Annotated in this window: 13 protein-coding genes; all 13 read left to right on the top strand. The window is 55.9% G+C overall.

What is annotated here, in order from left to right; genetic code table 11:
* Positions 1-118: 118 nt before the first annotated feature.
* Positions 119-4,471 carry a DNA-directed RNA polymerase subunit beta' gene (gene rpoC, locus BEN47_RS08640; protein WP_070727252.1) on the top strand — a complete coding sequence of 1,451 codons (4,353 nt, stop codon included), beginning with the start codon at positions 119-121 and terminating at the stop codon, positions 4,469-4,471.
* Between the two features lie 117 nt (positions 4,472-4,588).
* Positions 4,589-4,894: a GIY-YIG nuclease family protein gene (locus tag BEN47_RS08645; protein ID WP_239691545.1), complete on the top strand. Its 306-nt coding sequence runs from the start codon at positions 4,589-4,591 to the stop codon at positions 4,892-4,894.
* A 75-nt stretch (positions 4,895-4,969) separates the two neighbouring features.
* Positions 4,970-5,293, top strand: coding sequence for a DUF3467 domain-containing protein (locus tag BEN47_RS08650; protein WP_035567389.1), 324 nt, complete (start codon positions 4,970-4,972; stop codon positions 5,291-5,293).
* A 316-nt stretch (positions 5,294-5,609) separates the two neighbouring features.
* Positions 5,610-6,032 carry a 30S ribosomal protein S12 gene (rpsL, locus tag BEN47_RS08655; RefSeq protein ID WP_035567920.1) on the top strand — a complete coding sequence of 141 codons (423 nt, stop codon included), beginning with the start codon at positions 5,610-5,612 and terminating at the stop codon, positions 6,030-6,032.
* Between the two features lie 96 nt (positions 6,033-6,128).
* Positions 6,129-6,596, top strand: coding sequence for a 30S ribosomal protein S7 (rpsG, locus tag BEN47_RS08660; protein ID WP_035567919.1), 468 nt, complete (start codon positions 6,129-6,131; stop codon positions 6,594-6,596).
* A gap of 113 nt (positions 6,597-6,709) precedes the next feature.
* Entirely contained in the window at positions 6,710-8,848 is a 2,139-nt protein-coding gene (gene fusA, locus BEN47_RS08665; protein ID WP_070727259.1) for an elongation factor G, read from the top strand.
* Positions 8,849-8,887: 39 nt separating this feature from the next.
* Positions 8,888-9,193 carry a 30S ribosomal protein S10 gene (gene rpsJ, locus BEN47_RS08670; protein WP_035567915.1) on the top strand — a complete coding sequence of 102 codons (306 nt, stop codon included), beginning with the start codon at positions 8,888-8,890 and terminating at the stop codon, positions 9,191-9,193.
* A 95-nt stretch (positions 9,194-9,288) separates the two neighbouring features.
* Positions 9,289-10,560, top strand: a complete 1,272-nt coding sequence (locus BEN47_RS08675) for an O-antigen ligase family protein (protein WP_125921586.1) — start codon at positions 9,289-9,291, stop codon at positions 10,558-10,560.
* A 180-nt stretch (positions 10,561-10,740) separates the two neighbouring features.
* Positions 10,741-11,361: a 50S ribosomal protein L3 gene (gene rplC / locus BEN47_RS08680; RefSeq protein WP_070727262.1), complete on the top strand. Its 621-nt coding sequence runs from the start codon at positions 10,741-10,743 to the stop codon at positions 11,359-11,361.
* An 8-nt stretch (positions 11,362-11,369) separates the two neighbouring features.
* Positions 11,370-12,008: a 50S ribosomal protein L4 gene (gene rplD / locus BEN47_RS08685; RefSeq protein ID WP_070727263.1), complete on the top strand. Its 639-nt coding sequence runs from the start codon at positions 11,370-11,372 to the stop codon at positions 12,006-12,008.
* Positions 12,008-12,295, top strand: a complete 288-nt coding sequence (gene rplW / locus BEN47_RS08690) for a 50S ribosomal protein L23 (protein WP_070727265.1) — start codon at positions 12,008-12,010, stop codon at positions 12,293-12,295. The genes rplD and rplW overlap by 1 nt, the downstream gene beginning before the upstream one ends.
* Positions 12,296-12,339: 44 nt before the next feature.
* Positions 12,340-13,167: a 50S ribosomal protein L2 gene (gene rplB, locus BEN47_RS08695; protein WP_070727266.1), complete on the top strand. Its 828-nt coding sequence runs from the start codon at positions 12,340-12,342 to the stop codon at positions 13,165-13,167.
* A 3-nt stretch (positions 13,168-13,170) separates the two neighbouring features.
* A complete protein-coding gene (gene rpsS / locus BEN47_RS08700; protein ID WP_070727268.1) occupies positions 13,171-13,449 on the top strand; it encodes a 30S ribosomal protein S19 in 279 nt (92 codons plus the stop codon).

The following is a 13,449-nucleotide window of genomic DNA, read 5'->3' on the forward strand; positions in this document are numbered from 1 at the left end:
CTGTTCCGCAAAGGCCCTTTTCTAAGTGTCAAACTGTTTGGAACTCTTGCATTCTTCTGGCGAAGAATAAGGCGTCAAACAGCTCAAAGCCAACAGCTACTAGCTTAACCCCAATCAAATGGCTTTCGCAAAAAACAAGAAAATAGTTCAGGACTTCTCCAAAGTCACCATCTCGCTGGCCTCGCCCGAAGCAATTCTGGAGCGCAGCACCGGCGAAGTGGTGAAGCCTGAAACCATAAACTACCGCACGTACAAGCCCGAAATGGGTGGCCTGTTCTGCGAGCGGATTTTCGGTCCGGTGAAGGACTGGGAATGCCATTGCGGCAAGTACAAGCGCATCCGCTACAAGGGCATCATCTGCGACCGTTGCGGCGTGGAAGTGACCGAGAAGAAGGTGCGCCGGGAGCGAATGGGCCACATCGAACTGGTGGTGCCCGTTGCCCACATCTGGTACTTCAAGTCGCTGCCCAACAAAATCGGCTACCTGCTGGGCCTGCCCACCAAGAAGCTCGACCAGATTATCTATTACGAGCGGTACGTCGTGGTTCAGCCCGGCACGCTCGCTGAAGAAGGCGTGCAGATTCTCGACTTCCTCACCGAAGACGAGTACTTGGACATCATCGACAAACTCCCCCGGGAGAACCAGATGCTGCCCAACGAGGACCCCAATAAGTTCATCGCCCGCATGGGTGCTGATGCCCTGCACATGCTGCTGGAGCGCATCAACCTGGACGAGTTGAGCTACTCGCTGCGGGACTCGGCTGCCCACGAGACTTCGCAGCAGCGTAAGGCTGAGGCATTGAAGCGTCTGCGCGTAGTAGAGGCTTTCCGTGACGCCGCTACCCGCGTGGAGAACCGCCCCGAGTGGATGGTTATCCGCATGGTGCCAGTAATTCCGCCGGAACTGCGTCCGCTGGTGCCGTTGGATGGTGGCCGTTTCGCTACTTCCGACCTGAACGACCTGTACCGTCGCGTTATCATCCGCAATAATCGTCTGAAGCGCCTGATTGAAATCAAAGCGCCCGAGGTGATTCTGCGGAACGAGAAGCGCATGCTGCAGGAAGCCGTTGACTCCCTGTTCGACAACTCGCGTAAGGTGAACGCCGTGCGCGCCGAAGGCAACCGCGCCCTGAAGTCGCTGTCCGATATGCTGAAAGGCAAGCAGGGCCGCTTCCGTCAGAACCTGCTCGGTAAGCGGGTGGACTATTCGGGCCGTTCGGTTATCGTCGTTGGTCCTGAGCTGAAGCTGCACGAGTGCGGCTTGCCCAAGAACATGGCGGCCGAGCTGTTCAAGCCGTTCATCATCCGCAAGCTCATCGAGCGCGGTATTGTGAAGACGGTGAAGTCGGCCAAGAAAATTGTGGACCGCAAGGACGCTGTTGTTTGGGACATCCTGGAGAATGTGCTGAAAGGCCACCCCGTGCTCCTCAACCGGGCTCCTACGCTTCACCGTCTGGGTATTCAAGCGTTCCAGCCGCGCCTCATCGAGGGCAAGGCCATTCAGCTGCACCCGCTGGTTTGTACGGCTTTCAACGCTGACTTTGACGGTGACCAGATGGCCGTGCACGTGCCCCTGGGTCCGGCTGCTATTCTGGAAGCCTCCATGCTCATGCTGGCCTCGCACAACATCCTGAACCCGGCCAACGGCGCGCCCATCGCGGTACCGTCGCAGGACATGGTTCTGGGTCTGTACTACGTGACCAAAGGCAAGCGCAGCACTGATGACGAGAAGATTCAGGGCGAAGGCCGCGTGTTCTACTCGGACGAGGAAGTGGTTATTGCCCTCAATGAAGGCCAGCTTTCCAAGCACGCCTACATCAAGGTGCGCACGCAGATTCGCGACGAGAACGACGACCTGGTGACCAAGGTGGTGGACACCGTGGCCGGCCGCGTGCTCTTCAACCAGATGATTCCGGCGGAAGTGGGCTTCATCGACGAGCTGCTGACCAAGAAGAAGCTCCAGCAAATCATCTCGACGGTGTTCAAGCGCACGGGCATGGCCCGCACGGCGCAGTTCCTGGACGACATCAAGACCCTCGGCTTCCAGTCGGCCTACAAAGGCGGTTTGAGCATGGGTCTGGGCGACATCCAGATTCCGAAAGAGAAGGACGAACTGGTGCTGCAAGCGCAGAACGACGTGAAGGCCGTTACTCAGAACTACCAGATGGGTCTGATTACCGACAACGAGCGTTACAACCAGGTTATTGACATCTGGACGCGTATCAACAACCAAATCACGGAAACGCTGATGGGTCGTTTGGAGCGCGAAAACCAGGGCTTCAACTCCATCTACATGATGATGCACTCGGGAGCCCGTGGCTCGCGCGAGCAGATTCGTCAGCTGGGCGGTATGCGTGGTCTGATGGCCAAGCCGCAGAAGTCGCTTCAGGGCTCGATTGGCGAGATTATCGAAAACCCGATTCTGTCGAACTTCAAAGAAGGTCTGGACGTAATCGAGTACTTCATCTCGACCCACGGTGCCCGTAAAGGTCTGGCCGACACGGCGCTGAAGACGGCTGACGCCGGCTACCTGACCCGTCGTCTGGTGGACGTTTCGCAGGACGTAATCGTGAACGAGCCGGACTGCGGCACGCTGCGCGGTATCGAAACCTTCGCGCTGAAAGACAACGAGGACATCGTGGAGCCCCTGGCCGAGCGTATCCTGGGCCGCGTAACGGTTCACGATATCATCGACCCGCTGACGGGCGAGGTTATTCTAACTTCCGGCCTGGAAATCAAGGAAGACACGACCCGCCGTATTGATGCCACGAGCATTGAGTCGGTGGAAATCCGCTCGGTGCTGACTTGTGAAAGCAAGCGCGGCATTTGCGCCAAGTGCTACGGCCGCAACCTGGCTTCGGGCCGCATGGTGCAGCGGGGCGAGGCTGTCGGTGTTATCGCCGCACAGTCGATTGGTGAGCCCGGCACGCAGCTGACCCTGCGTACTTTCCACGTAGGTGGTACGGCTTCCAACATTGCGGTGGAGTCGAACATCAAAGCTAAATTCGCGGGTGTGGTGGAGTTCGAGGACGTTCGTACCGTGGCTACCACGACTGCCGAAGGCGTGAAGGGTGCCGTGGTAATGGGCCGTTCGGGCGAAGTTCGCATCGTGGAGAAAGGCACCGGCCGCGTATTTACTTCCAACCACGTTCCCTACGGCTCCTTCATGCTCGTGAAGGAAGGCCAGGAAGTAGAGAAAGGCCAGGAGCTGAACAACTGGGACCCCTACAACGCCGTTATTCTGGCCGAGTTTGATGGTACCGTGCAGTTCGATGCCATCACCGAAGGCATCACGTTCCGTGAGGAGTCGGACGAACAGACCGGTCACCGCGAGAAGGTCATCATCGAATCGAAGGCCAAGGACCAGAACCCGTCCATCATCATCCGCCCCGGCAAAAAGGGCGATGCTGAGGGCCAGAAGGGCTACAGTATCCCTGTGGGCTCGCACTTGAGCGTGGAGAACAACGACAAAATCAAGGCCGGTCACATCCTAGCTAAGATTCCGCGTTCGGTGGGTAAAACCCGCGACATCACCGGCGGTCTGCCGCGGGTAACGGAGCTTTTTGAAGCCCGGAATCCGTCGAACCCCGCTGTGGTATCGGAAATCGACGGCGTGGTAACCTACGGCACCGTGAAACGCGGTAACCGGGAAATCTACGTCGAGTCGAAAGATGGTGTCAAGAAGAAATACATGGTGCCGCTGTCGAAGCACATTCTGGTGCAGGACAACGACTTCATCCGCGCCGGCATGCCGCTCTCGGATGGTGCCATCACGCCTTCGGACATCCTGAGCATTCAGGGCCCCGGTGCCGTGCAGGAGTACCTCGTGAACGAGATTCAGGAAGTGTACCGCTTGCAGGGTGTGAAAATCAACGATAAGCACATCGAGGTGGTCGTTCGCCAGATGATGCAGAAAGTGGTGATTCTGGATGCCGGTGACACGTCGTTCCTCGAAAATCAGGTGATTGACAAAATCATCTTCATGGCCGAGAACGACATGATTATCGACATGAAAGTGGTGACCGAAGCCGGTGACTCGACCAACATGAAGCCCGGTCAGATTGTAACGGCTCGCCGCCTCCGCGACGAGAACAGCAGCCTGAAACGCCGCGACCTCGCCCTCGTGCAAGTGCGCGACGCGCAGCCTTCGGTTTCGCGCCCCACGCTGCAAGGCATCACGCAGGCCTCACTGGGCACGCAGTCCTTCATCTCGGCCGCCTCCTTCCAGGAGACGACCAAGGTGCTGAGCGAAGCCGCCATCCGTGGCAAGGCCGACCAGCTGCTGGGCTTGAAGGAGAACGTAATCGTCGGTCACCTCATCCCAGCCGGTACCGGTCTGCGCGAATACACCCGTCAGATTGTCGGCTCGAAAGAGGAGATGGAAGCTGCCCAAGCTGCGCAAGCCGCCGAAGCCGCCGTTCCCGCCAAGCGCCCCAGCCGTGCTGGCAAGCGCGAAGTGTCGGCGGAGTAATCTGCCGTAGGTTTGTAACGGAAAAGCCGACTGGGGTAACCCGGTCGGCTTTTTCTCTTTACGGAACGTCAAACCCGAATGTCATGCTGAGCTTGCCGAAGCATCTTTACCGCTTCGTTGAACGAATACGCGCATGGTATGTACGTTTACATTCTCACCAACACCGGCCGCACCGTCTTGTACATCGGCGTAACCAACGACCTTAACCGGCGCTTGTATGAGCACCGCATTGGTAATGGAGACGCTAGCAAATTCACCGGCCGCTACCAGGCCGATTTGCTGGTTTACTTTGAGCTTGCGCCCGATGCCACCCAAGCCATTGCCCGAGAAAAGCAATTGAAAGGCTGGACAAGGGCGAAGAAAGAAGCATTAATTAATACTTTGAATCCTGATTGGACAAACATTGATTTAGAAACGTGGTAGGGCTAGCAACGAAGCGGTGAAGATGCTTCGGCAAGCTCAGCATGACGTTTTGGATTGATGGTCAAATTTAACCCTATGCAACCAACCGACCAAAACCCGGACCCGAACGCCATCAACATCGAGCTTTCCGAAGCCATGGCCGAGGGCGAATACGCCAACCTCGCCATGATTGCGCACAGCAACAGCGAGTTCGTGATTGACTTCATCCGCATGATGCCCGGCCTGCCCAAGGCCAAGGTGAAGGCGCGCATCGTCGTCACGCCCGAGCACGCCAAGCGCCTGCTGCAAGCCCTCACCGAGAACATCGAGCGGTTTGAAGCTGCCTTCGGCCCTATCAAGATGCAGAACGAGGCCCCGAGCTACCCGATGAACTTCGGCGGTGCGGTAGGGGAGGCGTAATTTTAACCTGTGGCTGTAGTTGCGAAAGCGCCTCCATTTGTAGTGGAGGTGCTTTTTGTTGCCCAAGTGTCAACCTCACGGGACCCCTTTGGGGCACGACCCCCTCTCCACAAAAGAGGGGGCACCGGTTCGGCGCAAGAAGCCGTTAGGCTCCCCTCTCTTTTGGAGAGGGGCCGGGGGTGAAGTTGGCGCAGAGGGCAACTCTGCAGCTATCTGAAAATTAACATCCTCACGCTGTTTGCTATTGCGGCGGAATAACCTTACCTTTGCAAGCCAAATTTTAGGGGCAAACGGCTCCCAACAAACCATTCCTTAAATGCCAACCATCAATCAGTTAGTACGGAAAGGCCGTGAGGCTTTGACTACCAAGTCGAAGTCGCCCGCCCTTGATTCGTGCCCGCAGCGTCGGGGCGTATGCACTCGCGTGTATACCACCACGCCTAAGAAGCCGAACTCGGCTATGCGCAAAGTGGCCCGTGTGCGCCTTACCAACGGTAAGGAAGTAAACGCATACATCCCCGGTGAAGGCCACAACCTCCAGGAACACAGCATCGTGCTGATTCGTGGTGGCCGGGTTAAAGACTTGCCAGGTGTTCGCTACCACATTATCCGTGGCGCCCTGGACACCGCCGGTGTAAGCGGCCGGACCCAGCGTCGTTCTAAGTACGGTGCCAAGCGTCCGAAGCCCGGTCAGCCCGCCGCAGCAGCGAAAGGCGCACCCGCTAAGAAGAAGAAATAAATAGTAAGGTTTCTGGTTTCTAGTTGCTGGTTTCTTGTTTATCGACAAGGCCAGCAACCAGAAACTAGCAACCAGAAACCAGAAACTATATCCCCAATGAGAAAGTCAAAACCAAAAAAGCGCATCTTGCTGCCGGACCCTAAGTACAAGGAGACGCTGGTAACCCGCTTTGTGAACTACATGATGTACGACGGGAAGAAAAACCTCGCGTACACCATCTTCTATGACGCCTGCGACCTCGTGGAGCAGCGCACCAAGGAGAGCGGCCTCGAAATGTGGCGCAAAGCGTTGAACAACGTGATGCCCACCGTGGAAGTGAAAAGCCGCCGCGTAGGTGGTGCCACCTTCCAGGTTCCGATTGAAGTGCGCGCCGACCGTCGCATTTCGGTAGGTGCCAAATGGATGATTCAGTACGCCCGTCGTCGTGGGGAGAAGACCATGAAGGACAAGCTGGCTGGCGAAATCATCGCCGCCGCCAAAGGCGAAGGTGCTGCCGTCAAGAAGAAAGACGACACCCACCGCATGGCCGAGGCCAACAAGGCCTTCTCGCACTTCCGTTTCTAATCAGAAAGTGACGAGGTAATGAGGTGATGAGGTAATGAAGTAGGCAGTTTTTATGTTGCCGGCTTGATTATCTCATCACCTCATTACTTCATTACCTCATCACTAACAAGATAATGGCTGTTAACAAAGAACTTTACTACCTCCGCAACATCGGGATTATGGCGCACATCGACGCCGGTAAGACCACGACGTCGGAGCGTATTCTGTATTACACGGGTAAAACCCACAAAATCGGGGAAGTGCACGATGGTGCCGCCACGATGGACTGGATGGAGCAGGAGCAGGAGCGCGGCATCACGATTACCTCGGCTGCTACTACTACCTTCTGGAACTACCCCACCGACATCAAAGGTGACCCGACGCCGGATACCAAGCAGTACAAAATCAACCTGATTGATACCCCCGGCCACGTAGACTTTACGGTGGAAGTGGAGCGCTCGCTGCGCGTGTTGGACGGTGCCGTGGCCCTGTTCTGCGCCGTTTCGGGTGTGGAGCCGCAGTCCGAGACTGTATGGCGTCAGGCTGACAAGTACAGCGTGCCCCGTATCTGCTTCGTGAACAAGATGGACCGCGCCGGTGCCGACTTCTTCAAGGCCGTGAACGAAATCAAGGAGAAACTGGGCGCTAACCCCATCCCCCTCCAGATTCCGATTGGCGCTGAAGACACCTTCAAAGGCGTAGTTGACCTGCTGACGGGCAAAGCCATCGTGTGGGACGACAAAACCGAAGGCAAGTCGTACGACGAAATCCCCGTTCCCGAGGACCTCGTTGAGACGGTTGCCGAGTGGCGTCAGAAGCTCGTGGAGAGTGTGGCGGAATATGATGACGCTTTGCTGGAGAAATTCTTCGACAACCCCGATTCCATTACGAAAGAGGAAATGATGGTTGTTATCCGCCAAGCGGTTATCGACATGAAATTCTCGCCCGTATTGTGCGGCTCGGCCTTTAAAAACAAGGGTGTACAGACGATGCTGGATGCCGTTATGGCCTACCTGCCGTCGCCCCTCGACATGCCCGCCATCATGGGCACCGACCCCGAAACGGGTGCTGAAATCGAGCGTCACCCTGACAACTCGGAGCCTTTCACCGCTCTTGCGTTCAAAATTGCGACCGACCCATTCGTAGGCCGTCTGTGCTTCTTCCGCTGCTACAGCGGCGTGCTGGACGCGGGCTCGTACGTGCTCAACAACCGCACCGGCAAGAAGGAGCGTATCTCGCGCCTCATGCAGATGCACTCCAACAAGCAGAACCCGATTGACAAAATCCAGGCGGGCGACATTGCGGCAGGTGTTGGTTTCAAAGACATCCGCACCGGCGATACGCTGAGCGAAGAGAAGCACCCCATCGTCCTTGAGTCGATGAGCTTCCCCGAGCCGGTAATTGGCTACGCCATTGAGCCGAAGACGCAGGCCGACGTTGACAAAATGGGTATGGCCATCGCCAAGCTCATCGAGGAAGACCCCACGCTGAAAGTTCACACCGACCCCGAGACTGGTCAGACGGTGTTGCGCGGCATGGGCGAGCTGCACTTGGAAATCATCATCGACCGGATGCGTCGCGAATTCAAAGTGGAAATCAACCAAGGTGCCCCGATGGTGGCCTACAAGGAGATTCTCACCAAGAAGGTCGACCACCGCGAAACTTACAAGAAGCAGACCGGTGGCCGCGGTAAATTCGGCGACATCGTGTTTGAGCTCGGTCCGAAAGAGACCGACCCGGAAAAGCCCGGCTTCGAGTTCGACAACGCCATCGTGGGCGGTGTTATCCCCCGCGAATTCATTGCCCCCATTCAGAAGGGTTTTGAAGAAGCGATGAAGCAAGGTCCGTTGGCCGGCTTCCCGATTGAGGGCATGAAAGTGCGCCTCTACCACGGTTCCTTCCACGACGTTGACTCGGACGCCCTGTCGTTCGAACTCGCCGCCCGTGGTGGTTTCCGCGAAGCTGCCCGCCAGGCTGGCCCGAAACTGCTTGAGCCCATCATGAGCGTGGAAGTGGTGTGCCCCGATGAGTACACGGGTCCCGTAACCGGTGACTTGAACCGTCGTCGCGGCCTGATGAAAGGCATGGACACCAAAGGCGGTGCCCAGCTAATTAAGGCCGACGTTCCGCTGTCGGAGCTGTTCGGCTACGTAACTGCACTCCGTACGATTTCGTCGGGTCGGGCTTCGGCTTCGCTCACCTTCTCGCACTACGAGCAGGTGCCGACCAACATGGCCGAGGCCATCATTGCCAAAGTAAAAGGAAGTAAATAATACCGGTCACTAACTTGGTCAATCGGACCAAAACCCCCAATGAACCAGAAAATCCGCATCAAGCTGAAGTCCTACGACCACAACCTCGTAGACAAATCGGCCGAGAAAATCGTGAAAGCAGTGAAGGCCACCGGTGCCATCGTAAGCGGCCCGATTCCTCTGCCGACCCAAAAGGAGAAGTTTACCGTGCTGCGCTCGCCCCACGTGAACAAGAAGAGCCGGGAGCAGTTCCAGCTTTGCACCTACAAGCGCCTCGTGGACATCTTTTCGACTTCGTCGAAGACTGTTGATGCCCTGATGAAGCTGGAATTGCCCAGCGGCGTTGACGTAGAAATCAAAGTCTGAGGATTCGATTTCAGTATTAATTGAGAAAAGCCCCACTGTGATTCGTCCCGGTGGGGCTTTTTCTTTGGAACTTGCAGCGCTACTATTCTGCCTTCATGCAATCTGTGTTCACACTTGTCCGCTTGCACCAAGCTGCGCTGTTCTTCTCGGCTTGTGTCATCGTTGGCATTTTCGTTGCCAGTTGGGTGCGCGTTCTGCCAAGCATTGGGATGGCTGGTATTGCTGCAACGGGCATCGTGTACACCATCACGTACCGGCGCGTTGCTCATTGGTCCTATTGGCCGCTGTTTGGCAGTGCGCTTTGGTGTTCCTGCTGCACCTACTTCAAGCGTTCAATACCACTGCGCAATATGGACTCCTATTGGGAGGACTTGGTTCTGCAACTTCCATTCCTTGCCCTCATCGTCGGTTTTTGGATGCTCCCGGCTCTGCCTGGCCGTTATCTGAGATGGCTGTGGTTGTTACTTATTGGCGTGACAGCAATCGCAGCAGCCGGAGCCACCATTAATTACATCCTGCATTTTCGTGCTATAAACGAAATGTATCTCCACTCAAAGGTGATGCCCACTGAGCCGGACCACATTCGATTCAGCTTAATCATCACGATGTCGGTTGCGGCAGGAGTGCTATTGCTGGTCCACGGTGCGGTTAAGAAATCCTGGCGTTTTTGGGTAATCGCTACGATTTCATTTCTGGTGATATTTCTGCACCTACTGGCAGTAAGAAGTGGACAGATGACGTTTTATGCCTTAAGCGGTTTGGCAGTAGTGTGGTTGGCGTTGAAGAAAAGAATGTGGAAGCGAGCCATTGCATTGGGTGCACTATTAGTCCTTTTGCCCGCGATTAGCTATGTGGTATTCCCCACATTCAACAACAAGGTTGAAAATACCCAGCAAGACGTGAGTAAAGTCCAGCAGGAATCAGCTCTGGAAGGCAGGACGTATTCCATTGCTGCACGCGTGTATTCGTACCGTGCCGCATTGGCCGTGTGGAATGACAACAAAGCGGTAGGAGTGGGCAAGCCAGATTTACAGGACGAGATGGCTAAGCACTACGCCATTTTGTATCCCGAAATAGGTTCGAAATACTACATACTTCCGCACAATCAGTACTTATATAACCTGGCCGCTTATGGAGGACTTGGCCTGTTTGTTTTCTTGATTGGCATGTTCTACCCAGCGTGGTGGGCTCGTAAGAAGCATGCGCCCTTACTGTTGGCTCAGTACGTAAGCGTAGCGTTGTCATTTTTGGTTGAGTACACATTAGAGACGCAAATTGGCTTAGCCTTCGTAGTATTTTTTACCATGTTGGCCCTACAAGGTTCACTCCCCTGTGAAGATGATGACAGCTGCTGGCGTCCCGCGTGATAGCAGTCCCCGGAGTACAAATGGCATGGCACAGCGCAGGCTTCGTTGAGCTAACAGCCTCACCTAGAAAATATTTCTAGCCGTCGTTGTGATTCCCAAGGCTTTTTTCCTATCTTTGCACTCCCTTAGCGAAAACGGCATTCGGTCGTTTTCTTTTTGTGTCATTTAATCAACAACAGAATGCCTGGCATCATCGGTAAGAAAATCGGTATGACAAGCCTCTTCACTCCGGATGGGAAAAACATTCCCTGCACGCTCATCGAAGCGGGTCCGTGCGTAGTGACGCAGGTTAAGACTATCGCGAATGACGGCTACACCGCCATTCAAATTGGGTACGGCGAGAAGAAAGTGAAGAACACCACCAAAGCTTTGGTTGGTCACTTCACGAAAGCCGGTACTACCCCCAAGAAAAAACTGGTTGAATTCCGCCTCGACGCTGAATCGACCTACGCCGCCGGCGCTACCATTGACGCTACCCTCTTCGAGGAAGGCGAGTTTGTAGACGTAGTAGGCACTTCCAAAGGCAAGGGTTTCCAGGGTGTTGTAAAGCGTTACAACTTCCAGGGTGTTGGTGGCCAGACCCACGGCCAGCACAACCGCCTGCGTCACCCCGGTTCTATCGGGGCCTGCTCCTGGCCTTCGCGCGTATTCAAAGGAATGCGCATGGGTGGCCGGATGGGCAACGACCGCGTGAAAGTGCAGAACCTGAAGGTGATGCGCGTAGTAGGCGACAAGAACCTGATTCTGGTGAGCGGCTCGATTCCCGGTGCTAAGAATTCTTACGTGGTAATCGAGAAATAGACGATACGATGGAACTCGCAGTATATAGCCTCAAAGGCGAAGACACCGGCCGCAAGGTGACCCTGTCTGACGCCATCTTCGGTCTCGAAGTAAACGAGCACGTGATGTACCTGGACGTGAAGCAGTACCTGGCCAACCAGCGCCAAGGCACGCACAAGTCCAAGCAGCGCAATGAGGTGCACGGCACCACCAAGAAGCTGAAGAAGCAAAAAGGTACGGGCGGTGCCCGTGCCGGCAGCATGAAGTCGGGTGTGTTCGTGGGCGGTGGCCGCATGTTCGGTCCGCAGCCCCGCGACTACAACTTCAAGCTGAACAAGAAGACCAAGCGCGTAGCCCGCCTCTCGGCTTTGTCGAGCCTGGCGAAAGATGGCAAAATCTCCGTTGTGGAGAACATTGCCATGGACGCTCCCCGCACCAAGGACTTCCTCGCCATCATGACCGGCCTCAAGCTGAACAATGGCAAAAAGACCATGCTCGTGACCGGTGAGGTCAACAAGAACGTCATCCTCAGCGCCCGCAACCTGCAGAAAGTGAAAGTGTCGACGCCCATCGGCCTCAACACCCACGACCTGCTGAACACGGACACGCTGCTGATTTCGGAAGACGGCATGGCTTCATTGGTTGAACTCTATAGCACCGCCGAATAATGAGCACGCTGAAACGCCCCATCATTACCGAAAAGGCCACCGGTCTTAACGAGAAGGGTCGCTACACTTTCGAAGTGGAGCGCACCGCCAACAAAGTGCAAATCAAGAAGGACATCGAAACGCTGTACGGCGTGACCGTGACCGACATCAACACGATGCGCACCATTGGCAAAATGAAGTCGAAAGGCACTAAAGGCGGCCAGGTTTCCGGCCGCCGCGCCCACGGCAAGAAAGCCATTGTCACTGTGAAAGAAGGCGACGTAATCGACTTCTACAGCAACCTCTAGGCTTCGCCTCAATTCTTCCGCCGCAAAAGCACAACTAGCTAGTAATGGCACTTAAAAAACTCAGACCAACCAGCCCAGGGCAACGCTTCCGCGTTGCACCGGCGTTCGACGAGATAACGACGTCGACCCCAGAGAAGTCCCTGATGACTTCTCTCCCCAAATCGGGTGGCCGGAACTCTTCCGGTAAAATGTCCAACCGCTACATCGGCGGTGGTCATAAAACCCAGTACCGTATCGTGGACTTCAAGCGTGACAAGGCCGGTGTGCCCGCCACGGTTAAGACCATTGAGTACGACCCCAACCGCACCGCCCGCATCGCCCTGCTCAGCTACGCTGACGGCGAGAAGCGCTACATCATCGCACCCGCCGGCATGACCGTGGGCACGAAGGTTGTATCAGGTACGGGCGTGGCTCCCGAAGTGGGCAATACCTTGCCGCTGCGCGAGATTCCCCTCGGTACCATCCTCCACAACATTGAGCTGCAGCCCGGTCAGGGCGCGGCCATGGCTCGCTCGGCCGGTACCTACGCCCAAATCGTAGCCCGCGAAGAGCGTTACGCCACGTTGAAATTGCCTTCCGGCGAAATGCGCATGGTCCTCGTGACCTGCATGGCCACGGTTGGTACGGTTTCGAACGGTGACCACATGAACACCCGGATGGGTAAGGCTGGCCGTAACCGGTGGGCTGGTCGTCGTCCTCGCGTTCGTGGTGTTGCCATGAACCCTGTCGACCACCCCATGGGTGGTGGTGAAGGCAAGTCGTCGGGTGGTCACCCACGGAGCCGCAACGGTATTTTGGCCAAGGGCCAGAAGACCCGCAACAAGAACAAGTATTCGGAGAACCTGATTGTGAGCCGCAAAGGCAAGAAGTAACATATGGCACGTTCACTCAAAAAAGGGCCGTACATTGACTTCCGGCTGGAAAAGAAAGTCTCGGCACTCGAAACGGCTGGTAAGAAATCGGTGGTAAAGACTTGGTCGCGCCGCTCGATGATTTCCCCGGATTTCGTTGGCCACACGTTCGCTGTTCACAACGGCAATAAGTTCATCCCGGTGTATGTGACCGAGAACATGGTAGGGCACAAGTTGGGCGAATTTGCCCCAACGCGTAACTTCCGTGGTCACGTCGCCAAAAAAGATAAAGGCAAGCGCTAA

Source organism: Hymenobacter lapidarius (assembly GCF_001816145.1).
In the GTDB taxonomy this organism is placed as follows: domain Bacteria; phylum Bacteroidota; class Bacteroidia; order Cytophagales; family Hymenobacteraceae; genus Hymenobacter; species Hymenobacter lapidarius.

Bases quoted from the DNA above. Each gene is read 5' to 3' on its own strand.
- fusA (WP_070727259.1), top strand. From the start codon at position 6,710: ATGGCTGTTAACAAAGAACTTTACTACCTCCGCAACATCGGGATTATG.
- rplB (WP_070727266.1), top strand. From the start codon at position 12,340: ATGGCACTTAAAAAACTCAGACCAACCAGCCCAGGGCAACGCTTCCGC.
- rpsJ (WP_035567915.1), top strand. From the start codon at position 8,888: ATGAACCAGAAAATCCGCATCAAGCTGAAGTCCTACGACCACAACCTC.
- rpoC (WP_070727252.1), top strand. From the start codon at position 119: ATGGCTTTCGCAAAAAACAAGAAAATAGTTCAGGACTTCTCCAAAGTC.
- rplW (WP_070727265.1), top strand. From the start codon at position 12,008: ATGAGCACGCTGAAACGCCCCATCATTACCGAAAAGGCCACCGGTCTT.
- BEN47_RS08675 (WP_125921586.1), top strand. From the start codon at position 9,289: ATGCAATCTGTGTTCACACTTGTCCGCTTGCACCAAGCTGCGCTGTTC.
- rpsG (WP_035567919.1), top strand. From the start codon at position 6,129: ATGAGAAAGTCAAAACCAAAAAAGCGCATCTTGCTGCCGGACCCTAAG.
- BEN47_RS08650 (WP_035567389.1), top strand. From the start codon at position 4,970: ATGCAACCAACCGACCAAAACCCGGACCCGAACGCCATCAACATCGAG.
- rpsS (WP_070727268.1), top strand. From the start codon at position 13,171: ATGGCACGTTCACTCAAAAAAGGGCCGTACATTGACTTCCGGCTGGAA.
- rplC (WP_070727262.1), top strand. From the start codon at position 10,741: ATGCCTGGCATCATCGGTAAGAAAATCGGTATGACAAGCCTCTTCACT.
- rpsL (WP_035567920.1), top strand. From the start codon at position 5,610: ATGCCAACCATCAATCAGTTAGTACGGAAAGGCCGTGAGGCTTTGACT.
- rplD (WP_070727263.1), top strand. From the start codon at position 11,370: ATGGAACTCGCAGTATATAGCCTCAAAGGCGAAGACACCGGCCGCAAG.